At 71.6% G+C, this 23,441-nt stretch carries 21 protein-coding genes; 11 read left to right on the forward strand and 10 right to left on the reverse strand.

What is annotated here, in order from left to right; genetic code table 11:
- Positions 1-295: 295 nt before the first annotated feature.
- From ACLVWQ_RS27930 to ACLVWQ_RS27940, 3 genes are all read right to left on the reverse strand, one after another.
- Entirely contained in the window at positions 296-628 is a 333-nt protein-coding gene (locus tag ACLVWQ_RS27930) for a hypothetical protein (RefSeq protein WP_414111965.1), read from the reverse strand.
- A gap of 447 nt (positions 629-1,075) precedes the next feature.
- Positions 1,076-1,387 carry a hypothetical protein gene (locus ACLVWQ_RS27935; RefSeq protein ID WP_414111966.1) on the reverse strand — a complete coding sequence of 104 codons (312 nt, stop codon included), beginning with the start codon at positions 1,385-1,387 and terminating at the stop codon, positions 1,076-1,078.
- On the reverse strand, positions 1,384-1,710 hold the full coding sequence (locus ACLVWQ_RS27940; protein ID WP_414111967.1) for a hypothetical protein: 327 nt from the start codon (positions 1,708-1,710) through the stop codon (positions 1,384-1,386). The genes ACLVWQ_RS27935 and ACLVWQ_RS27940 overlap by 4 nt, the downstream gene beginning before the upstream one ends.
- 137 nt (positions 1,711-1,847) lie before the next feature.
- Between ACLVWQ_RS27940 and ACLVWQ_RS27945 the strand changes: the two genes are divergently transcribed.
- From ACLVWQ_RS27945 to ACLVWQ_RS27955, 3 genes are read left to right on the forward strand one after another with little or no spacing between them, the layout of a single operon-like run.
- Entirely contained in the window at positions 1,848-2,642 is a 795-nt protein-coding gene (locus tag ACLVWQ_RS27945) for a helix-turn-helix domain-containing protein (protein WP_414111968.1), read from the forward strand.
- Entirely contained in the window at positions 2,635-2,862 is a 228-nt protein-coding gene (locus ACLVWQ_RS27950; RefSeq protein ID WP_414111969.1) for a DUF397 domain-containing protein, read from the forward strand. The genes ACLVWQ_RS27945 and ACLVWQ_RS27950 overlap by 8 nt, the downstream gene beginning before the upstream one ends.
- Positions 2,855-3,076: a DUF397 domain-containing protein gene (locus tag ACLVWQ_RS27955; RefSeq protein ID WP_414111970.1), complete on the forward strand. Its 222-nt coding sequence runs from the start codon at positions 2,855-2,857 to the stop codon at positions 3,074-3,076. Before ACLVWQ_RS27950 ends, ACLVWQ_RS27955 begins: the two co-directional genes overlap by 8 nt.
- 29 nt (positions 3,077-3,105) lie before the next feature.
- On the opposite strand, the gene ACLVWQ_RS27960 is transcribed toward ACLVWQ_RS27955, so the two are convergent.
- Entirely contained in the window at positions 3,106-3,252 is a 147-nt protein-coding gene (locus tag ACLVWQ_RS27960) for a hypothetical protein (protein ID WP_414111971.1), read from the reverse strand.
- Between the two features lie 207 nt (positions 3,253-3,459).
- Here ACLVWQ_RS27960 and ACLVWQ_RS27965 point away from each other — a divergent pair, with 207 nt between their 5' ends.
- The 3 genes from ACLVWQ_RS27965 to ACLVWQ_RS27975 all read left to right on the forward strand — a co-directional run bounded on the left by ACLVWQ_RS27965 (position 3,460) and on the right by ACLVWQ_RS27975 (position 8,451).
- Positions 3,460-5,667 carry an ArnT family glycosyltransferase gene (locus ACLVWQ_RS27965; protein WP_414111972.1) on the forward strand — a complete coding sequence of 736 codons (2,208 nt, stop codon included), beginning with the start codon at positions 3,460-3,462 and terminating at the stop codon, positions 5,665-5,667.
- 237 nt (positions 5,668-5,904) lie between these two features.
- On the forward strand, positions 5,905-6,750 hold the full coding sequence (locus ACLVWQ_RS27970) for an endonuclease I family protein (protein ID WP_414111973.1): 846 nt from the start codon (positions 5,905-5,907) through the stop codon (positions 6,748-6,750).
- Positions 6,751-6,960: 210 nt separating this feature from the next.
- Positions 6,961-8,451: an FG-GAP and VCBS repeat-containing protein gene (locus tag ACLVWQ_RS27975; protein WP_414111974.1), complete on the forward strand. Its 1,491-nt coding sequence runs from the start codon at positions 6,961-6,963 to the stop codon at positions 8,449-8,451.
- A 105-nt stretch (positions 8,452-8,556) separates the two neighbouring features.
- Here the strand turns inward: ACLVWQ_RS27975 and ACLVWQ_RS27980 are convergent, their stop codons facing one another.
- Genes ACLVWQ_RS27980 through ACLVWQ_RS27990 form a run of 3 tightly spaced genes read right to left on the reverse strand, consistent with a single transcriptional unit; the run spans position 8,557 to position 12,724 of the window.
- Entirely contained in the window at positions 8,557-10,245 is a 1,689-nt protein-coding gene (locus ACLVWQ_RS27980; RefSeq protein WP_414111975.1) for a thiamine pyrophosphate-binding protein, read from the reverse strand.
- The gene (gene speB, locus ACLVWQ_RS27985) at positions 10,242-11,210 is read right to left on the reverse strand and encodes an agmatinase (protein ID WP_414111976.1); all 969 of its coding nucleotides are present in this window, start codon (positions 11,208-11,210) and stop codon (positions 10,242-10,244) included. Before speB ends, ACLVWQ_RS27980 begins: the two co-directional genes overlap by 4 nt.
- 44 nt (positions 11,211-11,254) lie before the next feature.
- On the reverse strand, positions 11,255-12,724 hold the full coding sequence (locus ACLVWQ_RS27990) for a sodium:solute symporter (RefSeq protein ID WP_414111977.1): 1,470 nt from the start codon (positions 12,722-12,724) through the stop codon (positions 11,255-11,257).
- A gap of 166 nt (positions 12,725-12,890) precedes the next feature.
- Between ACLVWQ_RS27990 and ACLVWQ_RS27995 the strand changes: the two genes are divergently transcribed.
- Together ACLVWQ_RS27995 and ACLVWQ_RS28000 are read left to right on the forward strand one after the other, a co-directional pair.
- Positions 12,891-14,462 carry a PucR family transcriptional regulator gene (locus ACLVWQ_RS27995; protein WP_414111978.1) on the forward strand — a complete coding sequence of 524 codons (1,572 nt, stop codon included), beginning with the start codon at positions 12,891-12,893 and terminating at the stop codon, positions 14,460-14,462.
- A gap of 336 nt (positions 14,463-14,798) precedes the next feature.
- On the forward strand, positions 14,799-15,602 hold the full coding sequence (locus tag ACLVWQ_RS28000) for a phosphatase (protein WP_414111979.1): 804 nt from the start codon (positions 14,799-14,801) through the stop codon (positions 15,600-15,602).
- A 4-nt stretch (positions 15,603-15,606) separates the two neighbouring features.
- Here ACLVWQ_RS28000 and ACLVWQ_RS28005 read toward each other — a convergent pair whose 3' ends face one another.
- From ACLVWQ_RS28005 to ACLVWQ_RS28015, 3 genes are all read right to left on the reverse strand, one after another.
- The gene (locus ACLVWQ_RS28005) at positions 15,607-16,488 is read right to left on the reverse strand and encodes an acyl-CoA thioesterase (protein ID WP_414111980.1); all 882 of its coding nucleotides are present in this window, start codon (positions 16,486-16,488) and stop codon (positions 15,607-15,609) included.
- A 79-nt stretch (positions 16,489-16,567) separates the two neighbouring features.
- The gene (locus tag ACLVWQ_RS28010; RefSeq protein ID WP_414112015.1) at positions 16,568-17,725 is read right to left on the reverse strand and encodes an acyl-CoA dehydrogenase family protein; all 1,158 of its coding nucleotides are present in this window, start codon (positions 17,723-17,725) and stop codon (positions 16,568-16,570) included.
- Positions 17,726-17,899: 174 nt separating this feature from the next.
- On the reverse strand, positions 17,900-18,508 hold the full coding sequence (locus ACLVWQ_RS28015) for a TetR/AcrR family transcriptional regulator (RefSeq protein WP_414111981.1): 609 nt from the start codon (positions 18,506-18,508) through the stop codon (positions 17,900-17,902).
- A gap of 117 nt (positions 18,509-18,625) precedes the next feature.
- Here ACLVWQ_RS28015 and ACLVWQ_RS28020 point away from each other — a divergent pair, with 117 nt between their 5' ends.
- The 3 genes from ACLVWQ_RS28020 to ACLVWQ_RS28030 are packed head-to-tail and all read left to right on the forward strand — an operon-like array spanning position 18,626 to position 23,439.
- The gene (locus ACLVWQ_RS28020; protein ID WP_414111982.1) at positions 18,626-20,242 is read left to right on the forward strand and encodes a carboxyl transferase domain-containing protein; all 1,617 of its coding nucleotides are present in this window, start codon (positions 18,626-18,628) and stop codon (positions 20,240-20,242) included.
- A gap of 15 nt (positions 20,243-20,257) precedes the next feature.
- Complete coding sequence (locus tag ACLVWQ_RS28025) at positions 20,258-22,456, forward strand: acetyl/propionyl/methylcrotonyl-CoA carboxylase subunit alpha (RefSeq protein ID WP_414111983.1); 2,199 nt, start codon at positions 20,258-20,260, stop codon at positions 22,454-22,456.
- The gene (locus ACLVWQ_RS28030; protein WP_414111984.1) at positions 22,453-23,439 is read left to right on the forward strand and encodes a hydroxymethylglutaryl-CoA lyase; all 987 of its coding nucleotides are present in this window, start codon (positions 22,453-22,455) and stop codon (positions 23,437-23,439) included. Before ACLVWQ_RS28025 ends, ACLVWQ_RS28030 begins: the two co-directional genes overlap by 4 nt.
- Positions 23,440-23,441 lie beyond the last annotated feature (2 nt).

Consider the following 23,441-nt stretch of genomic DNA (forward strand, 5'->3'; position numbering starts at 1 on the left):
GACGCCGCACGACCGCGGATACCGTCGGCTGATGAGGTATGTCGGATGGGACTGGTGAGACGGGTGAGACTGATGAAACGGGTGTTGCTTACACTCACCCAGTCAGACACGGCACCCAGGGCGGTGGTTGTACCCGCGCCCCGACTTCTTTCCGATGAATCCGCAGGTCAGCGACCCTATTAGCGCCCGACGACAACCACCGGCCAACGCCTGCGTGAACACTTCCCCTCATCGAGAAAACACTCTGATGACCTCGCCCGCCTGCCCGGTGCGGCACCCGTCAGGTCAGTGCACCTCACTGCTGCTGGACCGGCGGGCAGGTGCCGGTGTCCTCACCGATGGAGTTGATCTCGGCGTTGGACCGCGAATCCCCCGCGTAGTTCAACTGATCCGTGCAACTCACCCCGGGCTCCTTCGAAGCGCCCGACGCCGACTCCCCGTCGCCGGACCCGTCCGGCGACCGGGTGGAGCCCTCCGAGCCGTTCGCGCCGCCCGGAGACACGGTGCCGGAGACGGAACTGGAGGCGGAGTCGCCGGGCTGCGGGTCGCTCGTAGGGTCACAGGCGGTCAGCGACAGGCCGACAGCCACTGCGGCAAGGGTCAGCATCGAGATCTTCCGAACACGCATGGATCCTCCTTCGAACGGGCCCTTGCTCCGGTTTGAGCGGCCTCTCTGACGTTGCAGAGAGGAACGCCGCGAGGCCCGTTTCAACGCGGAAAGTGTTAAGACATGCCTGTGACAAAGGAGTAGGCAGGCCGTGAAGTGCAGAACACTTCGGAGTCGAGGTCACGGACGAGGAGAGCGCGGCGACGGGCCACAAGCTGCGTGACGCCTTCTCGGCACCAGGCTGTGGGCACCGGTCCTGTCGATCCTTGAGGCCCTCACCCGCTGACAGCGAAGACGTACGGCGGAACCACCCGGGTCGACCGGGGCGTACGGCGAGTACACGGAGTACGCGGAGTACGCCCGTGGTCCGGTGTCCAGGGCGGGTTGGGCGCGGGTTCGGCGCGGGCGGGTCAGGCCCCCGGTCCGGGCTCTCAGCGGCGCTGAGGATCGCCGGAGTCGTCGATCCCGTCAAGGTTCAAGGTCGTCGTTCGCGGGCTCGGGCAGGCGGGCGCCCCGGCTCTCCGCGATGCGGTGTACGTCCCGCAGCGCCTCGCCCATCCGGGCCGCCAGGAACCGGAGTTGCGGGGAGGTGACGTCCTCGTCGTCGAGCATGTCGGCGGCGTGGTCGAGGAGTTCGGCGGCCATACCGAGCTGCACGCTCTCCATGGTGTCGGCCATGCGGGAGAGGTGCCCGGTCCCGTCACCGACGAGGTAGCAGGGCTTGCCCTCCAGACCGTCCCACGGCAGCAGTCGCGCCTTCGTCCAACCCTCGCCGCTCATACGGTCACCTCCACACCGTGACCCGGACGCGGCCCGAGGTCGACACCGTGCACGGCGAGCCGCAGCGCCCGCTGTCGCCCCCGGCGGCGCCGCTCATGGTCGACGAGGTACGGGCGGACCATCGCGTGGTCCTCACCCCGCAGGGGGCGGGAGCCGACCCGGGCGGTGGTAGGCCCCTCGGCGACGCTGCCGCACATGCAAGGGGGACACGAGCACCACCCGTCCACCGGGGCGTCGGCGTCGACCGGGCGGCGCCTGCGCCCTGTTCCGGGGAAGAGCAGTTGCAGCACCGGTTCGAAGAGCCGGGCGATACGGCGACTCACGTCGTCAACTCCGTAGCTGTCGTGGGCTGTCATGGGGGTTTCGCTTTCTGTAGCGATCCACTTACAGAGTGAGACCGTCCGGTCTAGGCTCGCCAGAGGGTCGGATGTGACCAGTCATTCGTCACAAAGGGGTGGCCATGACCAGCACGTACGGTGACTGGCTGAAGCAGCAGCGGGAAGCGGCGGGGCTGACACAGCAGCAACTTGCCGACATGACGGTGATGACGCGTTCGCACATCGCGCACATCGAGGCGGGCCGGCGGGTCCCGTCGAAGGAGGACGCGCGGCGCCTCGACAAGGCCCTGAACACGGGGGATGTACTGAGCAGCTTCCTACCGGCCGAGGACGCGGCGGTCGCCGACTACTTCGAGGCGGCCCGGCTGCTCGAACAACAGGCGGTGATGATCAGGGAGTTCGCCCTGTCGTTCGTCCCGGGCATCCTCCAGACGGAAAGGTACGCGCGTGCGGTCCTGGGCACGTCGTTCCCTCCGGTGGGTGAAAAGGAATGTGACAGGCTCGTCGTCACACGCCTGGAGCGGGCAAGAATCCTCGACGATCCGGTGACCCCGGTGGTCTGGGCCCTACTGGACGAGGCGGTGTTGCGCCGCGTGGTGGGCAGCCCGGAGGTCATGGCGGAGCAGATCGACCACCTCGTACGCCTGGTGGAGAGCGGGCGGGTACGCGTCTACGTACTTCCATTCGAACTCGGCGTCCACCCACTCATGCAGAGCATGCTGACGCTGATGAAGTTCGAGGACCAGCCGCCAGTTGCCTACGGCGAGGGTCTGCACATGGGCAAGATCCATGACACACCCGCCATGGTCGATCGGCTCCAAGGCATCTACGATCTCGCGCTAGGCGACGCGATGCCGCTCAAGGAATCACTTGCCCTGATGAGGACTACAGCAGAGGACTACAGACACCGTGGCTGAACACACCATTCCCGACGCCGAGGCGCTGACAGGCTGGCGCAAGTCTTCCCACAGCGGGAACGAGGGCGGCAGCTGCCTCGAAGTCCTCGACGGGCATCCCTCGGGTATCCCCATCCGCGACTCCAAGGTCCCCCACGGCCCCGCCCTCCTCATCCCGGCCCCCAGGTGGACCGCCTTCCTCACCGCCCTCAAGACCGGACACCTCGGGCACCATGACTGACCAGGCGGTCACCGACGCCGCCGCACCACAAAACTGGCGCAAGTCGTCCTACAGCGGCCCCGAGGGCGGCAGCTGCCTCGAAGTCCTCGACGGCCACCCCACCGGCATCCCCGTCCGCGACTCCAAGAACCCCCACGGCCCCGCCCTCCTCATCCCGGTCGCCGGCTGGGCGTCGTTCGTCGCAGCCGTCAGGCATGGGCGGCTGCCCGGCTGAACACGGAGACGGCACCGTCCGCGCGGTGGTCAGTACGAGGCGATCCCCAGGCCCTGCTCGACGAACTCGTGAACATCGGTGTACGGGTCCCGGTTCACGAGGGACACATGGTCGCCGTACCGCGCGTTCATCTGGAGGGCCCGCTTCACCGCGCAGCGACCGTACGTTCGCGACACGGAACCTCAGTAGCATGCTGTCCTCCTCTCAGGGCTCAGGGCAGTCGCCAGGTCAGCGGACCTCGCGCATTCATGAGCGGCCGTACGCGGCCGTACGCGGACAGGGGCCGCCCCTCTTCCGTGGCCGCGCGCGGCACGTCATCCGCTCACAGCTGAGCCCCAGGTTCACCACAGCCCCCGCCAACCCCGCCCGCGCACGATGCCCTGGTGACATCTGCCACCGATCCGTACCCCCACGCCCCCGAGGCCCCCGCCTCTCCGTCGCCCGTCGAGCCGGTCGCGCGGCCGGACCAGGCACCCCGCTGGTCACTGCCCGTGCTGGGCGCGATCCTCGTCCTGGCCGGGGTGCTGTACTCCTGGAACCTCTCCTCCTCCAGCCTGAACAGCTTCTACAGCGCCGCCGTGTTCAGCGGTACGCAGAGCTGGAAGGCCTGGTTCTTCGGCTCGCTGGACGCCGGGAACTTCCTGACCGTGGACAAGCCGCCCGTCGTCCTGATGGTGATGGGGCTGTCCTGCCGTGTCTTCGGGTACGGCACCTGGCAGATGATGCTGCCGCTCGTCGCCGCCGCACTCGGCACCATCTGGATCCTGCACTCGTCGGTCAAGCGGGTCTGGGGGCACGGCGCGGCCGCCGTCGCCGCGCTCGTCCTCGCGCTCACCCCGATCACCGTCGCCATCAACCGCGACAACAACCCGGACACCCTCCTCGTCCTCCTGATGGTCGCGGGCGCCGCCCTGGCCCTGCGCGCCGTCCACAACGGCAAGCTGCTGCCGCTGATCGGCTCGGCCGTGTGCTTCGGCCTCGCCTTCAACACCAAGATGCTCCAGGGCTACATCGCCCTGCCCGCCGTCTTCGCCGTCTACCTGTACGCGGCCCGGGGCGGCCGGCTGCGCCGGATACGCAACCTCGCGCTCGCCGCGGTCGCCCTCGCGGTCTCCAGTTTCTGGTGGGCGGCCGCCGTGTCCCTGGTGCCCGCCTCCGAGCGGCCGTACATCGGCGGGTCGACGGACGGCAGCGCCTGGGATCTGATCATGGGCTACAACGGCCTGGGGCGGGTTCTCGGCGGTGACGGCAACGGCGGCGGTGGCGGTGGCGGAGGTGGCGGCTTCTCCGGGGCCGCCGGGATCGGGCGCATGTTCAACGAGACGCTGGGCGGCCAGATCTCCTGGCTGCTCCCCTTCGCCGGGATCGCCCTCGTCGGCGGCCTCGTCCTGCGCGGCCGCGCTCCCCGTACGGACCTCACGCGCGCCGCGCTGATCCTGTGGGGCGGCTGGACCGTGCTGCACTACTTCACGTTCAGCCTCGCCGAAGGCACCATGCACCCCTACTACACGACCGCGCTCGCGCCCGGCATCGCGGCACTGTGCGGGGGCGGCGGGGCGATGCTCCTGCGCGCCTTCCGCACGGGTGACGTCAAGCGCTGGTCCGGGGTCTGGTCCTCGGTCCTGCCCGTGGCGTTCGCCGCCACCGGCGTCTGGGCCGTCGTCCTGCTGCGCCGGGCCACCGGCTGGAACACCTGGCTGTGGCCGGCCGTCGCGGCTGTGATGGTCCTGGCGATCGCGGGACTGTTCCTCTTCCGTTCCGGGCGCCGGGCGCGGCTCCTCTCCGGTGCCGTCGCCGCGGCCGTCGTCGCCTCTCTCGCGGGCCCCGCGGCCTACGCCGCCTCCGTGCCCGCGAGTTCGGGCGGCGGCATGAGCGGTACGAATCCGACGGCCGGGCCCACCACCGGCGGCGGCATGGGCGGCGGCCCCGGCGGCGGTGGCGGCGGAGGCGGTGGCCGGGGTGGCTTCCCCGGCGGCAACGGCGGCAACGGCGGCCCGCAGCAGGGCGGTCGGCAGGCCGGCGGCACCGGCGAGGCACCGGCCGGCGGCGGCCGGCAGGGCACGCCACCCAGCGGCGCCCCGACCGGCGGGCAGCAGGAAGGCGGCGGTCCCGGTGGCGGCTCCGGTGGCGGCGCCGACAGCGCCATGACCACGTACCTGGAGCAGCACCGGGACGGCGCCAAATGGCTGGTCGCGGTGTCCGGTTCGCAGAGCGCGGCCCAGCTGATCGTCAGCACGAAGCAGCCCGTCATCTCCATGTGGGGCTGGTCCGGCAGCGACAAGGCCATGACCCTCGCCAAGCTGAAGGAGCTCGTGAAGAAGGGCGAGCTGCACTACATCATGCTCGGCGGGGGCGGCATGGGCGGAGGCGGCGGCATGGGCGGCGGCGACTCCGGCAGCGTCAGCTCCGAGGTGACCGCCTGGGTCCAGGAACACGCCACGGCGGTGAAGGCGAGCGAGTACGGCGACGACTCCTCGTCCGACACGTCCCCCGATTCCTCCGGCTCCGGCTCCTCCGGCTCCAGCTCCTCCGGCTCCGACTCGCAGAACACCCAGGCGCTCTACCGCCTCGACTCCTCGGACGTCAACTAGGGCCTCCCCTGAGCCGGATGGGGAAAACCCCATCACTCCACAGCCCCTGGACCGGAAACGGCCAGGGGTTGCGCCGTATGCGAGAACGTCACAAGAACGACGCCCTCTCGTTACGCACCCGCCCTCATGTCCATGCCACTCTCCCGATTGACCGAAGTGTCAACACGCGTAGAACGCGGAGCCGTCGCACCGGGTCCGCGTACCGGCGCGTGCCGTTCTCGGGAAAGGGCACCCCACATGTCCGTTGCTCAGATTGGCAGTTGGAAGGCGCTCGCGGCCGGCGTCTCCGCCGTCCTCGTCGGCCTCACCCTCCCGACGGTCGCCGCGACCCCCGCCGCGGCCACGGCCACCACGGCAGCCACGACGACGGCCACCACCGCCGCCACGGCAGCCGCGTACGACGACACGTACTACGCGAACGCGATCGGCAAGACCGGTACGGCTCTGAAGTCCTCGCTGCACACGATCATCAAGAACCAGTCCACGATCTCGTACTCCGCGGTCTGGGAGGCGCTCAAGGTCACCGACCAGGACCCGAACAACAGCAACAACGTGATCCTGCTCTACTCCGGCATCTCCCGCAGCAAGTCGCTCAACGGCGGCGACGTCGGCGACTGGAACCGCGAGCACACCTGGGCCCAGTCCCACGGCGACTTCGGCACCTCGGCCGGGCCCGGCACCGACCTGCACCACCTGCGGCCCGAGGACGTCCAGGTCAACAGCATCCGCGGCAACAAGGACTTCGACCTGGGCGGCAGCAGCTTCACCAACAGCGGCGGCAGCCTCACCGACTCGAACTCCTTCGAGCCCCGCGCCGCCGTCAAGGGCGACGTGGCCCGGATGATCCTCTACATGGCCGTCCGCTACGAAGGTGACGACTCCTGGCCCGACCTGGAGCCCAACGACGCCGTCACCAACGGCAGCGTCCCGTACCACGGCCGCCTCTCGGTGCTGAAGCAGTGGAACGAGCAGGACCCGCCCAGCACCAGCGAGCAGCGCCGGAACGAACTGATCTACAGCAACTACCAGGGCAACCGGAACCCGTTCATCGACCACCCGGAGTGGGTCGAGTCGATCTGGTAGATCCCACCGGTGGACCCGGTGAACCCGACGGCGAGTGGCGCCGAACCCCCTGTGATCAAAGGGGGGTTCGGCGCCACAGCTGTCCCCACCTGTCTCCTCGGTTACGAAGCCATGACATTGGAACGTACAACTGGTGGCGCCCTCATCGAGTCTCACTACCTGAACGCGGCATTCCGCTGCGGCAGGACCGACGACTCGAAAGGCTCACGTATGTCCCGAGCACACCGCAGGACCCGTACCGCGCGTCTCTCCGCACCTCTGGCAGCCGCGGTGCTGGTCGCCGGTGGATTCGGCGCCATGGCGCTCACCGGCGCCTCCGCCCAGGCCGCCACCGCGTCCGTGGACGTGCAGGACGACTTCAACGGCGACGGCTACGCCGACCTGGTCGTGGCAGCCCCGGACGCCACGATCTCCAGCAAGGCCCAGGCCGGCTACGTGGCCGTCACGTACGGCTCCGCCGATGGCGTCTCCGCCGCCGACAAGAAGATCGTCAGCCGCTCCACCACCGGCGTTCCCGGCTCCGCCGTCGCGAAGCAGCACTTCGGGGAGAACTTCACCAAGGGCGACCTCGACGGCGACGGCTTCGGCGACCTGGTGATCTCGGGCGGCGCGGCCGGCTCCGTCGTCCTGTGGGGCTCCGCCTCCGGACTCACCGGCGGCACGGCGATAGCCGGATACGGCCAGTCCCCCACGGCCGGCGACTTCGACGGCGACGGCAAGACGGACCTCGCGCTGTTCGAGCAGGTGACCTCCTTCGGCGACGAAGCTCCCAGCAGCGCCGCCGCCGTGTGGAAGGGCCCGATCTCGCGGACCGGCACGCCCGCCGCCGTCCTGCCCGTCCTGGACAAGTCCCTGTGGTGGGGCTACGACGCCGACGACGCCTCCTGCGCCACCAACGGCGGCTGCGAGGAGGACGCCGACTCGATCAGCGGCCCCTACACCTCCGCCGAGACCGGTGACGTCAACGGCGACGGCAAGGACGACATCGTCGTCTGGGAGTACCAGGGCGACGGCGTCTACGGCAACCGCCTGCTCCTCGGTGGCGGCAGCACCGGCTTCAAGAGCGGCTGGGTGCCCGGTGAGGCCGCCGGCAACCGGACGGGCACCGGCGTCGGGGACGTCAACAACGACGGCTTCGACGACGTCGTGGTCGGCAACGACTGGGGCAGCGGCCAGGTCAAGGTCGCCCTCGGTTCGGCCACCGGCCTGTCCGAGGACCGCGTCCAGACCTTCAACCAGGACAGCCCCGGGTTCCCCGGTGCCGAGGAAGAGGAGGACGAGATCGGCGCGTCGGTCTCGGTCGCGGACGTCACGGGCGACGGCTACGCCGACATCGCGCTCGGCATCCCGGGCGAGGACGTCGGCGACATCTACGACACCGGCTCGGTCGCCCTGGTCCCCGGCAGCGCCTCCGGTGCCTCGGGCGCCGGTACGCAGGTCTTCCACCAGAACACCGCCGGAGTTCCCGGAGTGGCCGAGAACAGCGACGAGTTCGGTGTGACCACCGCGCTCCTCGACCTCAACGGCGACGGCCACCGCGACCTCGCGGCCGGTTCCACCGCCGAGAACGAGCAGAACGGCGCGGTCTGGATCCTGAACGGCACGGCGAGCGGCCTCACCGCCACCTCGTCCTTCGCGTTCGGCGCGGGCACCCTCGGCGCCCCCGCGACGGCCGCGCACTTCGGCTCGTACCTGCGCTGACTCCTGCGCTGACACCAGCGCTGAACAACTGATCCACAGCAACACGGTGGGGCGGCCTCGTGCCGCCCCACCGTCATGTCCAGCCCGAAACGAGGGACTCGGGCCTCAGCCCAGGTGCGTCGGTGCGAACATGCGCAGCACCGCCGGCAGCACGACCACCGAAGGGCCGGGCGTGGCCAGGGACTTGGCCAGGTCGTCGGCGAGGGTGTCCGGCGTGGTCCGTACGCCCGGGACGCCGAAGGACTCCGCGAGCGCCACGTAGTCGGGGCGGGACAGTTCCGTGGCCGTCGACCGGCCGAAGGCGTCCGTCATGTACTCGCGCAGGATGCCGTAACCGCCGTCGTCGACGATGAGCCAGGTCACGTCGAGGTTGTGCTGCCTGGCGGTGGCCAGTTCGGCGATGGAGTAGAGCGCGCCGCCGTCGCCGGAGACCGCGAGGACCGGGTGGGTGGGGTCGGCGACCGCGCCGCCGATCGCCGCCGGGAAGGCGTAGCCGAGGCCGCCCGCGCCCTGGGCGGAGTGCATGGTGTTCGGGCGGCGGGCGTCGAAGGCGGACCAGGCCCAGTAGGCGAGGATCGTCATGTCCCAGAAGCTGGCCGACCGGTCGGGCAGGGCTTCCCGTACGGCCGCCAGCACCTTCCGCTCCAGGGTGAGTTCCTGGGCGTCGATGCGCGCACGGACGAGGTCGAGCACGGCCCGTACGCGTTCGGCGGCCGTCGCGTCCTGCCGCTTCTCCGGGATGGTTTCGAGGAGCGCCGACAGGGCGAGGCGGGCGTCCGCGTGGATGCCGAGGGCCGGGTGGTTGGACTCCAGCTTGCCGAGGTCGGCCTCGATCTGCACGACCCGGCCGCGGGGCTTGAACGTGTAGTAGTTCGAGGAGAGTTCGCCCAGCCCGGAGCCGACGACGAGGAGTACGTCGGCGTCCTCAAGGAAGTCCGTGGTGTGCCGGTCCTCCAGCCAGGACTGGAGCGAGAGCGGGTGGTTCCAGGGGAAGGCGCCCTTGCCGCCGAAGGTGGTGACGACGGGCGCGTCCAGCCGCTCGGCGAGCTGCCGCAGCTTGCCCGACGCGTCGGCGCGTACGACCCCGCCGCCCGCGATGATCACCGGGCGGGCCGCCTTCGTGAGCAGGTCGGCGGCCACGGCGGTCAGTTCGGGGCGCGGCGGCAGGTCGTGGGGCGCCGCGTCCACGGCCGTGACGACGGGCAGGGCCGTGGTGGCGAGCAGCACGTCCTGCGGGATCTCCACCCAGACCGGCCCGTGCGGAGCGGTCAGCGCCGACTCCCAGGCCTCGGCGATCGCGGAGGGGATCTGCGACTGCGTACGGGCCGTGTGGACGGACTTCACGACGCCCCGGAACGAGGCCTGCTGGTCCGGGAGTTCGTGGAGGTGGCCGTGCCGGCCGCCGCCGAGCCCCGCGCGGGGGATCTGGCTGCTGATGGCGAGCACGGGGGCCGACGCCGCCGCGGCCTCCTGGAGCGCGGCCAGCGAGGTCAGCGCGCCGGGTCCGGTCGACAGCAGCAGCGGGGCCGCCTCGCCGGTGACCCGGCCGTACGCGTCCGCCGCGAACCCGGCGTTGTTCTCGACCCGCAGGCCGACGTACGCCAGGTCGGAGCGGCGCAGCGCGTCGAAGATGCCGAGCGCGTGCTGGCCCGGCAGTCCGAAGACGGTGGTCGCGCCGAGCCCGGTGAGGGTCTCCACGACCAGGTCGCCGCCGTTGCGGCCGGGCGGCGGGCTGAGCGCGGCTTCCGTCTGCTCGGCGGTCGGACGGAGCACGAGGTCGTGGTCGTGGGTCACTGCGCTCGGGCCTCTGCAATCTGGCGGGACATGATCGTGGTCAGTTCGTACGCCGTGTGGGACGCGGCGACCGAGGTGATCTCGGCGTGATCGTACGCGGGGGCGACCTCGACGACGTCCGCGGAGACCAGGTGGCAGGAGGCCAGGCCGCGCAGGATCTCCAGGAGTTCGCGGGAGGTCATGCCGCCGGCCTCGGGCGTGCCGGTGCCGGGCGCGTGGGCCGGGTCGAGGCAGTCGATGTCGACGGAGATGTAGAGCGGGCGGTCGCCGATGCGCTGCCGCAGCTGGTCGGCCACCTCGTCCGCGCCACGCCGGTAGATGTCGGCGGAGGTGACGATGCCGAAGCCCATCTTCTCGTCGTCGGTGAGGTCCTGCCGCCCGTAGAGCGGGCCGCGGGTGCCGACGTGGGAGAGCGCCTCGGTGTCGAGGATGCCCTCCTCGACGGCCCGCCGGAACGGGGTGCCGTGGGTGTACTCGGCGCCGAAGTACGTGTCCCAGGTGTCGAGATGCGCGTCGAAGTGCAGCAGCGCGACCGGTCCGTGCTTCCTGGCGACCGCGCGGAGGAGGGGCAGCGCGATGGTGTGGTCGCCGCCGAGGGTCATCAGCCGGGCGCCGGTGCCGAGGAGTTCGTCGGCTGCGCCCTCGATGGTCGCCACGGCCTCGTTGATGTCGAAGGGGTTCGCGGCGATGTCACCGGCGTCCGCGACCTGCGCGAGGGCGAACGGCGAGGCGTCCTGCGCCGGGTTGTACGGCCGCAGCAGCCGGCTGGCCTCGCGGATCGCGTTCCCGCCGAAGCGGGCGCCGGGCCGGTAGGAGACGCCCGCGTCGAACGGCACGCCGACCACGGCGACATCGGTGGTCCCGACCTCGTCCAGGCGGGGCAGCCGGGCGAAGGTCGCCGGGCCCGCGTACCTCGGTACGCGCGACGAGTCGACGGGCCCGCGGGGTGTCTCGCTGCTGTTCATGGACCGCTGCTCTCTTTCCTGTGGTTCGGCTGGTTGGGCTCTGCTCACTGGTGGGCCGGGACGGGTTCGGACGCGTTTTCGGCGCCCCGGCCCGCGAGCCGTTCGCGCCAGGCGGCGAGCACCGCCGCGTCGGTCGGGGGCGTGGCGAGCGAGACGACCACGTACACGGCGAGGGAGGACAGGAGCCCGTAGTAGATGGGCTCGTTCGCGAGGATCCCGTACGTCGCCATCAGACCGACGACCGCGAGACCGCCGACCACGACGGCGGCAAGGGCGCCCTGGGCGGTGCCGCGCTTCCAGAGCAGGCCGCCGAGGATGGGCACGAGGAGGCCGCCGACGAGCAGGTTGTAGGCGACGGTCAGGGCCTCGACGACGTTGTTGAGCACGATGGCCGTACAGATCACCGCGACCCCCATGACGAGGATGAAGACACGGTTGCCCCGCACCTCGTCACGGTCCGCGTGTTCGTCGTCGCCCGCCCTGACGGCGCCCCGCAGCCGCGACCAGATGTCGTTGTTGGCGACGGTCGCGCAGGCGATGAGGGCTCCGGAGGACGTGGACATCACGGCGGCCAGGGCGGCGGCGAGCACCAGTCCCCGTACGCCGATGGGCAGTTCGTCCTTCACGATGGTCGCGAAGGCGTCGTCGGGGCTGGCCAGCTTCGGGTAGAGGACCTTGGCCGCCGTGCCGATGACGGCGCCGGCGAGCGCGTACACCAGGCAGTAGCTGCCCGCGACGGTGCCGCCCCACTTGGCGGTCCGGTCGCTGCCCGCGGTGAACACGCGCTGCCAGATGTCCTGCCCGATCAGCATGCCGAACGTATAGATCAGCACGTACGTGAAGATCGTCTCGCCGCCGATGCCCAGCGGATCGAAGTAGCCGGTGGGCAGTTGTGCCCTCATCTCGCCGAACCCGCCGGCCTTGACGACGGCGATGGGCAGCAGGAGCAGCAGCACACCGATCGTCTTCACGACGAACTGCACCATGTCGGTGAGGGTGATCGACCACATGCCGCCGAGCGTGGAGTACGCGACGACGATCGAGCCGCCGAGGATGATCGCGAGCGTGCGGTTCATGTCGAAGAGGACGTCGAAGATCGTGGCGTACGCGATGGTCGACGTCACCGCGAGCATGAGGGTGTACGCCCACATGACCACCCCGGAGATCACCCCGGCCCGGCCGCCGTAGCGCAGGTCGAGCATCTCGGAGACCGTGTAGACCTTCAGCCGGGCGATGCGGGCCGAGAAGAAGAGGGACAGCGCGAGCAGGCCGAGGCCGATGGTGAAGACCATCCAGGCGCCGGAGAGCCCGTACCGGTAGCCGAGGCCGACCCCGCCGATGGTGGACGCGCCGCCGAGGACGATCGCGGCCATCGTGCCGGAGTACATCGTCGGGCCGAGCCGCCGTCCGGCGACCAGGAAGTCGCTCTTGGACTTGGCACGGCGCATGCCCCACCAGCCCATCGCCAGCATCCCGGCGAGGTAGACGACGATCACTGCGTAGTCGACGGCCATGGGGCCTCCGTAGGTTGTCCCGCGAAGTCGTCCCGCGCGGCTGAGGGGGCGTGGTGGCCGCCCGTACCCGCGGCCTCCGGTTCGCCACGACCCTAGGTGTCCGGAAAGCGGCGCTGAAGTGTACGTTTCATCCACAGTCACCGGACCGGATGGAGGAAACGTACACATGCCGGACGCGACGGCCCCCGCGATCCCCACCGCCCCTGTCGCCCCGCCGACACCTCCGGTCCCCCTCGCCGCCCTGCTGGCCAGGGAGGATCTCGGGCTGCGGCAGATCGCGGGCCCCCGCGACCCGGCCACGGTGATCCACTGGGCGCACACCTCGGAGATGACGGACCCGTACCCGTACCTGCTCGGCGGCGAGCTGCTGCTCACGGCCGGGGTGCACATCCCGGAGGCGGCGGGCTCGGGCACGTACTTCGACGCGTACGTGCCCCGGATCGTCGAGGCGGGCGGCGCGGCCCTCGGGTTCGGGGTGGCCCCGGTGCACGACACGGTGCCGCGCGCCCTGGTCGCGGCCTGCGACCGCTACGGCCTGCCCCTCCTGGAGGTGCCGCCCCGTACGACCTTCTCCGGGGTGGCCCGCGCGGTCTGGCAGCTCATGGCCCAGGCCCGGCACACCGAACTGCGCCGGGTCACGGAGGCCCAGCAGAGCCTGGCCGCCGCCGCGGCCCGCCCGGACCCGATCCCGTCGGTCCTGCGGCAGCTCGCCCAACGGGTGGGCGGGCGCGCCACGCTGTACGCCCCGGACGGCGGGGAGGTGGCGTCGGCGGGCGCCGGGGCGGGCACGGATGCGGGCGGGGCGCTGGCCGGGCTGGCGGCGGTGGTGCGCCCCGCCGCCCACGACGGCGGCTCGGCGTCCGGCTCCGGCTCCGGTGCGGGGCCCACCCCCACCTCCGCGAGCGACACCGTCGACGGGGTCCATCTCGCCGCGTACGCCCTCGGCAGCGGCCAGGGTTTCGTGCTGGGCGTGGCGGCCCCGCGCCGCGACCCCGGCGACCACACGATCGCGTCCGTCGGCGCGGTGCTGCTCTCCCTCCTCACCGGGGAGCACCAGAGCGGCACCGGCGCGGCCCGCTCCTCCGCGCTCGTACGCATGCTGCTGGGGGCGGCGCCGGAGGAGGTGGCTCCGCTCCTGGCCGGGAGCGGGGACGGAGCCGGGCGCTGGGTCGTCGTGCACGCGCGGCCGGACGGTCCGGCGCCGCCCGACGCGGTCGCGGCGTCGGCCCTCGGGGCGGCGCTGGGCTCTCCGCTGGTGGACGTGGCGGGGGACGTCGTACGGGTCCTCGTGCCCGTACCCGTGCCCGTACCGGTGGCCGGGCAGCGCGAGTTCGCGGCGCAGCCCGGCTGGACGTGCGGCGTGAGCGCGCCCGTCCTTCCGCACGAGTGGGGGTCGGCCGACCCGCAGGCGGGCCGCGCGCTGGTCCGGGCGCGGGCCACCCGGGCGCCGGTGGTCCGCCACGACGACCGGCCGGGGCTCGGCGGGCTCGTACCGCCGGACGAGGCGGCCGCCCATGCCCGTACGGTCCTCGCGCCCCTCGCCGGGAACCCCGCGCTGACCGAGACGTTGCGCACGTGGCTGTCCCTGCACGGCAGCTGGGACCGTACTGCGGTGGCACTGTCCGTCCACCGCAACACGGTCCGCCAGCGGATGGCCCGCTGCGCGACACTCCTGTCCACGGACCTCGACGACCCGGACACCCGCATGAACCTGTGGTTCGCCCTCCAACACATCTGACGCCCCCACCGCCCCTACCCGTCCCGTCCCTGGGGGCTGCCGCCCCCAGACCCCCGCATCGCGCTGAACGCGCTCGTCCTCAAACGCCGGACGGGCTGAAAAAACCCAGCCGTCGGCCGGGGCCGGAAAGTGCCGGCCGGGCGGCGCTGAAAAGCCGGGGCGCAGCCCCGCTTTTCAGGGGCGCGGGGAACGGCGCGACCAGCCCCCACCGGACCCGCACCCGCCCCACAACCCCACCCACCCCCACCCGTCCCCCACCCAAACCCCCGAGTGACCCATATCCCACGGTTCGATACACCGGCACCACCCAGCGGAGCGCACCGGCAGAATGGGGGTATGCCGATACCCGGGACCCCCACCCCCAGCCGCCCCGACCTCCTGGACCACCTCGTACAGACGCGCATCGCGGGCGACGTGGCCACCCCCCGCGAGAACAACCTCTCCCACTACCGCAAGCTCGCCAACGGCGACCGCAACTTCTGGCTCGGCCTGGAGCTCGGCGACCGCTGGACCGACGAGCAGGACGTCCTCGCGGTCATGGCCGAGCGCTGCGGTGTGAACGACGACCCGGAGTACCGGTACGGCCAGGACACCATCGACCCGGAGCTGACGGTCGACGCGCTGGAGCGGATGGCCGGCCGGCTGCGCAAGGCGGCCGCCGGCCGCCAGCGCGTGCTGTTCGCGACGGGCCACCCCGGCGGCCTCCTCGACGTGCACCGCGCCACCGCCGCCGCCCTGCGCGCCGCCGGCTGCGAGATCGTGGTGATCCCGGACGGGCTGACCACGGACGAGGGGTACGTCTTCCAGTTCGCCGACGTCGCGGTCCTGGAGCACGGCGCGACCCTGTGGCACACCCACTCGGGCGAGCCGATGCGGGCGATCCTGAAGGGCCTGCAGAGCGAGGGCAGCCCGCTGCCCGACCTGGTCGTCGCCGACCACGGCTGGGCGGGCTGCGCGGGTCAGCTGGGCGTGGACTCCGTCGGTTACGCGGACTGCAACGACCCGGCCCTCTTCCTCGCCGAGGCCGAGGGCACGGTCCAGGTGACCGTCCCCATGGACGACCACGTCACCAGCCCCCGGCACTACGACCCGATGACGGCGTACCTGCTGGACGCGGCGGGCCTCACCGGCGGCGAGTGAGCCGCTAGCGGGGGATCCGGACCACGCCCTCCTGGATCACCGTGATCGCCAGCCGCCCGTCCCGCGTGTAGATACGGGCCTGCCCCAGGCCCCGCCCGCCGGACGCGGACGGCGACTCCTGGTCGTACAGCAGCCACTCGTCGGCGCGGAACGGCCGGTGGAACCACATCGCGTGGTCAAGGGAGGCCCCGACGACGTCCCCGGTGACCCAGCCGCCGCGCCCGTGGGCGAGCAGCACGGAGTCCAGGAGCGTCATGTCGGAGACGTACGTGGCGAGGCAGACGTGCAGCAGCGGCTCGTCGATGGCGCCGTCGAGCTTGCCGTTGGTGCGGAACCACACCTGGGAGCGGGGTTCGCGCGGCTCGCCGACCGTGGCGAACGGCGGCGGGTCGACATAGCGGAGGTCGACGGCGGCACGGGCCTCCAGCATCCGCTGTACGACGCCCTGGTCCCCGTACGCCTCCAGGTACCGCGGCAGCATCTCGTCGGACGTCTCGAGCGTCTCGGGGTCGGGCGCGGGCGGCATCTGGGCCTGGTGGTCCATGCCCTCCTCGTACGTCTGGAACGACGCGGAGAGGTGGAAGATCGGCTGGCCGTGCTGGACGGCGACGACCCGGCGCGTGGTGAAGGAACGCCCGTCGCGGATCCGGTCGACGGTGTAGACGATGGGCGCGCCCGAGTCCCCCGCGCGCAGGAAGTAGGCGTGCAGGGAGTGGGCCGGCCGGTCCGCCGGGACCGTGCGTCCCGCGGCGACCAGCGCCTGCGCCGCGACCTGCCCGCCGAAGACGCGCGGGACGACGGCGAAGCGTGACTGACCGCGGAAGATGTCCTCCTCGATCTGCTCCAGGTCGAGCAGATCGAGGAGGCTCTCAAGTGCCTGGCTCATGCGTCAGTTGTACCGTGCAGTGGTTTCTTGGATGTTTTCTCGGATTTTTTCCCGCATGCTTCCGGGCGCCGCGCGTGGCCTAGAGGCCCATGTTCTTGGCGATGATCGACTTCATGATCTCGCTGGTGCCGCCGTAGATCCGGTTGACGCGGTTGTCCGCGTACAGGCGGGCGATCGGGTACTCGTTCATGAAGCCGTAACCGCCGTGCAGCTGGAGGCAGCGGTCGATGACGCGGTGGGCGACCTCGGTGCAGAACAGCTTGGCGGACGCGGCCTCGGCCGCGGACAGCTCGCCCTGGTCGAGGGCCTCCAGGGCGCGGTCGGCGACGGCCTGCGCCGCGTCCACCTCGGCCTGGCAGGCGGCCAGCTCGAACTTGGTGTTCTGGAAGTGGGAGACCGGCTTGCCGAAGACCGTGCGCTCCAGGACGTACTCCTTGGCGAAGCGGACGGCCGCCGCGGCCTGGGCGTACGCGCCGAAGGCGATGCCCCAGCGCTCGGAGGGCAGGTTGCCGCCGAGGTAGTAGAAGCCCTTGTTCTCCTCGCCGAGGAGGTCCTCAAGGGGCACCTTCACGTCGACGAACGCCAGCTCGGCGGTGTCGGAGGTCTTCAGGCCGAGCTTGTCGAGCTTGCGGCCCACCGAGTAGCCCTCGGCCTTGGTGTCGACGGCGAAGAGCGATATGCCGAAGCGGCGGTCCTCGGCGGTGGGCGCGGAGGTACGGGCGCAGACGATCACCCGGTCGGCGTGCACACCGCCGGTGATGAACGTCTTGGCGCCGTTGAGGACGTAGTGCGTGCCGTCCTCGGAGAGCTTCGCGGTGGTCTTCATGCCCGCGAGGTCGGAGCCGGTGCCCGGCTCGGTCATCGCGAGGGCCCACATCTCCTCACCGGAGACGAACTTCGGCAGGAAGCGCTTCTTCTGCTCGTCGGTGGCGAGCGCCTTGATGTAGGGCAGGCCGAGCAGCACGTGCACACCGGAACCGCCGAAGGAGACACCCGCGCGGGCCGTCTCCTCGTACATCACGGCCTCGAACTTGTACGAGTCGATGCCGGCGCCGCCGAACTCCTCGTCCACGCGGATACCGAAGACGCCCAGCTCGGCGAGCTTGTAGTAGAAGTCACGGGGCGCCTGCCCCGCCGCGAACCACTCGTCGTAGACCGGCACGACCTCGGACTCGATGAAGGCGCGCAGGGTCTCCCGGAACGCCTCGTGATCCTCGCTGAACACCGTACGGCGCACCGCCGCCACCTCCGCCTGGCTCAAGATTCCATGTCCAAGCGCTCGGAGATTCCCATGGCCGATGGTTCCCACGGCTAAGCGCTTGCTCAGTCCTACGTTACCGGCCAGTCACGACAGTCGTCCAGACCAGGGCTCGCAGGCACCCCGAGACGCTCGTCACGCCCCGGGACACCGTCACGCCCCGGCGGGCCCGGTCGCCCCCGCCGCCGCGAAAGCCCCCCGCGCCATCCGGTGCAGCAGCTCCGCCGTGGCCGCCCGCCCCGGCAGGGAGCCGGGGCGGCCCAGGTGCGGGGTCGAGTTCAGGAGGCCGAAGACCGAGTGGACGGCCGAGCGGGCGCTCGGTTCGGCCAGCGCCGGGTGGAGCTCGCGCACGACCGTCACCCACAGCTCGACGTACTGGCGCTGGAGCTGCCGCACGAGCTTGCGGTCGGCGTCCCGGAGGCGGTCCAGCTCACGGTCGTGCAGGGTGATCAGCGGGCGGTCGTCCAGGGCGAAGTCGATGTGCCCCTCGATGAGCGAGTCGAGGAGCGCCCGGGGGTCCCCGTCGGACTCCGCCACGCGGAGCTTGCCGCCGGTCAGCAGCTGCTCGCTGATCCCCACCAGCAGTTCGGCGAGCATCGCGTCCTTGCCCGCGAAGTGGCGGTACAGGCCCGGCCCGCTGATGCCGACCGCCGCGCCTATCTCGTCGACCCCCACCCCGTGGAAGCCGCGCTCGGCGAAGAGCCGGGCCGCCTCCTTGAGGATCTGCTCGCGGCGGGTGAGGGCGTCGGGTCTGGTGGCCATGGAGACGATTCTAGACAGGGAGGTTAGCGCTCGTTAACCTGAAGGAAACGCGTTAACGCTCATTAACTGAGTCGGTCCACCCGGTCCGCCGGTCCACTTCGGTGAGGGGAACGCAGGATGCACGAGGCACCGGAGCTCCACAGCGCGGCCGATCCCGCGTCGGAGGCCTGGCGGAAGAACGAGGCGGCACACCACGCGCTCGTCGACGAGCTGCGGCGCAAGCTCGCCACGGCCCGCCTCGGCGGCGGCGAGCGGGCCCGCGCCCGGCACACCGCCCGCGGCAAGCTGCTGCCGCGCGACCGCGTGGACACGCTCCTCGACCCCGGCTCACCGTTCCTGGAGCTGGCCCCGCTGGCGGCCGAGGGGCTGTACGAGGGCCAGGCCCCGGCGGCCGGCGTCATCGCCGGCATCGGCCGGGTCGCCGGGCGCGAGTGCGTGGTGGTCGCCAACGACGCCACGGTCAAGGGCGGCACGTACTACCCGATGACGGTGAAGAAGCACCTGCGCGCCCAGGAGGTGGCGCTGGAGAACCGGCTGCCGTGCGTGTACCTGGTGGACTCGGGCGGCGCCTTCCTGCCCATGCAGGACGAGGTCTTCCCCGACCGCGACCACTTCGGCCGGATCTTCTACAACCAGGCCCGGATGTCCGGCGCGGGCATCCCGCAGATCGCGGCCGTCCTCGGCTCGTGCACGGCCGGCGGGGCGTACGTCCCGGCGATGAGCGACGAGGCCGTCATCGTCCGCGGCCAGGGCACGATCTTCCTCGGCGGACCGCCCCTGGTGAAGGCCGCGACCGGCGAGGTCGTCACGGCGGAGGAGCTGGGCGGCGGCGAGGTCCACTCCCGGGTCTCCGGCGTCACCGACCACCTCGCGGAGGACGACGCGCACGCCCTGCGGATCGTCCGGACCATCGTCTCCACCCTCCCCGACCGCGGCCCCCTCCCCTGGTCGGTCACCCCGGGCGCCGAGCCGAAGGTGGACCCCGCCGGGCTGTACGGCGCGGTGCCGGTCGACTCCCGTACGCCCTATGACGTACGCGAGGTCATCGCGCGCGTGGTCGACGGTTCGCGGTTCGCGGAGTTCAAGTCGGAGTTCGGGCAGACCCTGGTCACCGGCTTCGCCCACATCCACGGGCACCCGGTCGGGATCGTCGCGAACAACGGCATCCTGTTCTCCGAGTCCGCGCAGAAGGGCGCCCACTTCATCGAGCTGTGCGACCAGCGCGGCATCCCCCTGGTGTTCCTGCAGAACATCTCCGGGTTCATGGTGGGCCGCCAGTACGAGGCCGGGGGCATCGCCAAGCACGGCGCCAAGATGGTGACCGCGGTGGCCTGCGCCCGCGTACCGAAACTGACGGTCGTCGTCGGCGGTTCGTACGGCGCGGGCAACTACTCGATGTGCGGCCGGGCGTACTCCCCCCGCTTCCTGTGGATGTGGCCCAACGCCAAGATCTCCGTGATGGGCGGCGAGCAGGCCGCGTCGGTCCTCGCGACCGTCAAGCGCGACCAGCTGGAGGGGCGTGGCGGGTCCTGGCCGGCGGAGGAGGAAGAGGAGTTCAAGGCTCCGATCCGCGCGCAGTACGAGACCCAGGGCAGCGCCTACTACGCCACGGCCCGCCTCTGGGACGACGGCGTGATCGACCCGATGGAGACCCGCCAGGTACTGGGCCTCGCCCTGACCGCCTGTGCCAACGCGCCCCTGGGTGAACCCCGGTTCGGCGTCTTCCGGATGTGAGAGGACGAGGCGACGATGTTCGACACGGTACTTGTGGCCAATCGAGGCGAGATCGCCGTCCGGGTCATCCGGACACTGCGGTCGCTCGGCGTGCGCTCGGTGGCGGTCTTCTCCGACGCGGACGCCGACGCCCGGCACGTGCGCGAGGCGGACACGGCGGTCCGCATCGGTCCCGCGCCGGCCGCCGAGAGCTATCTGTCGGCGGAGCGCCTGCTGGCGGCCGCCGCCCGCACCGGCGCCCAGGCGGTGCACCCCGGATACGGCTTCCTCGCGGAGAACGCGGACTTCGCGCGAGCGTGCACCGACGCCGGGCTTGTCTTCATCGGCCCCCCGGCGGACGCGATCGCGCTGATGGGCGACAAGATCCGCGCCAAGGAGACGGTACGGGCGGCCGGGGTACCCGTGGTCCCGGGTTCGTCGGGCAGCGGCCTCACCGACGCCGAACTGGCCGACTCCGCGCGGGAGATCGGCCTGCCGGTGCTCCTGAAGCCGTCGGCCGGCGGTGGCGGCAAGGGCATGCGCCTGGTGCGGGACGCGGCCGCTCTCGGCGACGAGATCGCCGCCGCCCGGCGTGAGGCCCGCGCCTCCTTCGGCGACGACACCCTCCTCGTCGAGCGGTGGGTCGACCGCCCCCGGCACATCGAGATCCAGGTCCTGGCGGACGGCCACGGCAACGTGGTGCACCTGGGCGAGCGCGAGTGCTCCCTCCAGCGCCGGCACCAGAAGATCATCGAGGAGGCACCGAGCGTGTTCCTCGACGAGAAGACCCGCGCCGCGATGGGCGAGGCCGCTGTCCAGGCGGCCCGTTCCTGCGGCTACTCGGGCGCGGGCACGGTGGAGTTCATCGTCCCCGGCACCGATCCGGCCTCGTACTACTTCATGGAGATGAACACCCGCCTCCAGGTCGAGCACCCGGTCACCGAGCTGGTCACGGGACTCGACCTGGTGGAGTGGCAGGTGCGGGTGGCGGCGGGCGAGCGGCTCGGCTTCGCCCAGGAGGACATCACGCTCACCGGGCACGCGGTGGAGGCCCGCGTCTGCGCGGAGGACCCCGCGCGCGGATTCCTGCCGTCCGGCGGGACGGTGCTGCGGCTGTACGAGCCCCAGGGCGACGGGGTCCGCACCGACTCGGGCCTCACCGAGGGCACGGAGGTCGGCTCGCTGTACGACCCGATGCTGTCCAAGGTCATCGCGTACGGGCCCGACCGGGCGACGGCGCTGCGGCGGCTGCGCGGGGCGTTGGCGGGGACGGTGACGCTGGGGGTCCAGACGAACGCGGGGTTCCTCCGGAGGTTGCTGGGGCATCCGGCGGTGGTCGCGGGGGAGTTGGACACGGGGTTGGTGGAGCGGGAGGTGGAGGGGCTGGTCTCGGGGGACTCGGGGGCCTCGGGGGAGGTTCCCCCGGAGGTGTATGTGGCGGGTGGGTTGCTGCGACAGGCAGGTCTCTTCCCCAGCCCCGCCCCTTCCCGAAACTGGGGGCTGCGCCCCCAGACCCCCGTGCCGGACGCACCGAGTGGCTGGACCGACCCCTTCTCCGTACCGAGCGGCTGGCGCCTGGGCGGCGAACCCGCCTGGACGGTGCACCACTTGAGGGTGCCCGGCCACGACGCGGTGACGGTGCGTGTGCGGAACACGGCGGAGGGAATGGAGTTCCGACTAGACGGAGTGGAGGGGGCTGAGGGCGCAGCCCCCGCGCACCCTGCGCCCGGCGGCGCGGTCGGCGCGGTCGGCGCGGTCGGTGCGGTCGGTGGCGCAGCCTGGATCTCGTGGGGGTCCGGGGGCCTGCCCCCGGTTTCGGGAAGGGGCGGGGCTGGGGAAGAAGAAAGCCCCTCCCCCCTCACCCTCCACCTGAACGGCCTGACCCACACCTTCCACCACGCCGGCACCTGGCTCGGCCGGGACGGCGACGCGTGGAACGTCCTGGACCACGACCCCGTCGCCGCCTCCCTCACCGGCGCCGCGCACACGGGCGCGGGCTCCCTCACCGCGCCCATGCCCGGCACGGTCACCGTCGTGAAGGTCGCCGTCGGGGACCACGTCACCGCCGGACAGAGCCTGTTGGTGGTGGAGGCGATGAAGATGGAGCACGTCGTCTCCGCCCCGCACGCCGGCACCGTCACCGAACTGGACGTCACCCCCGGCACGACGGTCGCCATGGACCAGATCCTGGCCGTGGTCGCACCACAGGAGGAACCGCAGGAGGAGTCGGCATGACCAACCCCAACCCCAACCCCAACCCCGAACCCGAGCCCGAACCCCGCCTCGGGCTGCCCATGGCCGTACCTGCCGACGGCCTTCCCACCAGGGTCCGTATCCACGAGGTCGGCGCCCGCGACGGCCTGCAGAACGAGAAGACGGCCGTCCCGACGGAGACGAAGGCCGAGTTCGTCCACCGGCTGGCCGCCGCGGGCCTCACCACCGTCGAGGCGACGAGTTTCGTGCACCCCAAGTGGGTGCCCCAACTGGCCGACGCGGAGCAGCTCTTCCCCCTCGTACGGGATCTCGCGGCCACGGTGCGCCTGCCGGTCCTCGTCCCGAACCAGCGGGGCCTGGACCGCGCCCTGGCCCTCGGCGCGACCCGCGTCGCGGTGTTCGCCAGCGCCACGGAGTCCTTCGCCAAGGCCAACCTCAACCGGACCGTCGACGAGTCACTGGCGATGTTCGAGCCGGTGGTCGAGCGGGCGAGGGCCGAGGGCGCCCATGTGCGCGGCTACCTGTCCATGTGCTTCGGGGACCCGTGGGAGGGGCCGGTGCCCGTCCCCCAGGTCGTACGGGTCTGCCGGGCGCTGCTCGACATGGGCTGCGACGAGCTGAGCCTGGGCGACACGATCGGCGTGGCGACCCCGGGACACGTGCGCGCTCTCCTCACCGCGCTCGGCGAAGAGGGCATCCCCACTCCCGCCCTCGGCGTGCACTTCCACGACACGTACGGCCAGGCGCTGTCCAACACCCTGGCGGCGCTCCAGCACGGCGTCACGACCGTGGACGCCTCCGCGGGCGGCCTCGGCGGCTGCCCGTTCGCGAAGAGCGCCACCGGCAACCTCGCCACCGAGGACCTCGTGTGGATGCTGACGGGCCTCGGCATCGACACCGGGGTCGACCTCGGCCTCCTCACCGCCACGAGCGGGTGGATGGCCGAACAACTGGGCCGACCCAGCCCGTCCCGCACCGTCCGTGCCCTCTCCCACAAGGACTGATC

It is taken from the genome of Streptomyces sp. CWNU-52B (assembly GCF_047444975.1).
GTDB lineage: Bacteria > Actinomycetota > Actinomycetes > Streptomycetales > Streptomycetaceae > Streptomyces.

What these genes read in the sequence shown, in the direction of transcription:
- ACLVWQ_RS27970 (WP_414111973.1), top strand. Translation starts at nt 5,905, where the DNA reads ATGTCCGTTGCTCAGATTGGCAGTTGGAAGGCGCTCGCGGCCGGCGTC.
- ACLVWQ_RS27930 (WP_414111965.1), bottom strand. Translation starts at nt 628, where the DNA reads ATGCGTGTTCGGAAGATCTCGATGCTGACCCTTGCCGCAGTGGCTGTC.
- ACLVWQ_RS28005 (WP_414111980.1), bottom strand. Translation starts at nt 16,488, where the DNA reads ATGAGCCAGGCACTTGAGAGCCTCCTCGATCTGCTCGACCTGGAGCAG.
- ACLVWQ_RS28030 (WP_414111984.1), top strand. Translation starts at nt 22,453, where the DNA reads ATGACCAACCCCAACCCCAACCCCAACCCCGAACCCGAGCCCGAACCC.
- ACLVWQ_RS28015 (WP_414111981.1), bottom strand. Translation starts at nt 18,508, where the DNA reads ATGGCCACCAGACCCGACGCCCTCACCCGCCGCGAGCAGATCCTCAAG.
- ACLVWQ_RS27975 (WP_414111974.1), top strand. Translation starts at nt 6,961, where the DNA reads ATGTCCCGAGCACACCGCAGGACCCGTACCGCGCGTCTCTCCGCACCT.
- ACLVWQ_RS28000 (WP_414111979.1), top strand. Translation starts at nt 14,799, where the DNA reads ATGCCGATACCCGGGACCCCCACCCCCAGCCGCCCCGACCTCCTGGAC.
- ACLVWQ_RS28020 (WP_414111982.1), top strand. Translation starts at nt 18,626, where the DNA reads ATGCACGAGGCACCGGAGCTCCACAGCGCGGCCGATCCCGCGTCGGAG.
- ACLVWQ_RS27945 (WP_414111968.1), top strand. Translation starts at nt 1,848, where the DNA reads ATGACCAGCACGTACGGTGACTGGCTGAAGCAGCAGCGGGAAGCGGCG.
- ACLVWQ_RS27990 (WP_414111977.1), bottom strand. Translation starts at nt 12,724, where the DNA reads ATGGCCGTCGACTACGCAGTGATCGTCGTCTACCTCGCCGGGATGCTG.
- speB (WP_414111976.1), bottom strand. Translation starts at nt 11,210, where the DNA reads ATGAACAGCAGCGAGACACCCCGCGGGCCCGTCGACTCGTCGCGCGTA.
- ACLVWQ_RS27955 (WP_414111970.1), top strand. Translation starts at nt 2,855, where the DNA reads ATGACTGACCAGGCGGTCACCGACGCCGCCGCACCACAAAACTGGCGC.
- ACLVWQ_RS27935 (WP_414111966.1), bottom strand. Translation starts at nt 1,387, where the DNA reads ATGAGCGGCGAGGGTTGGACGAAGGCGCGACTGCTGCCGTGGGACGGT.
- ACLVWQ_RS28025 (WP_414111983.1), top strand. Translation starts at nt 20,258, where the DNA reads ATGTTCGACACGGTACTTGTGGCCAATCGAGGCGAGATCGCCGTCCGG.
- ACLVWQ_RS27995 (WP_414111978.1), top strand. Translation starts at nt 12,891, where the DNA reads ATGCCGGACGCGACGGCCCCCGCGATCCCCACCGCCCCTGTCGCCCCG.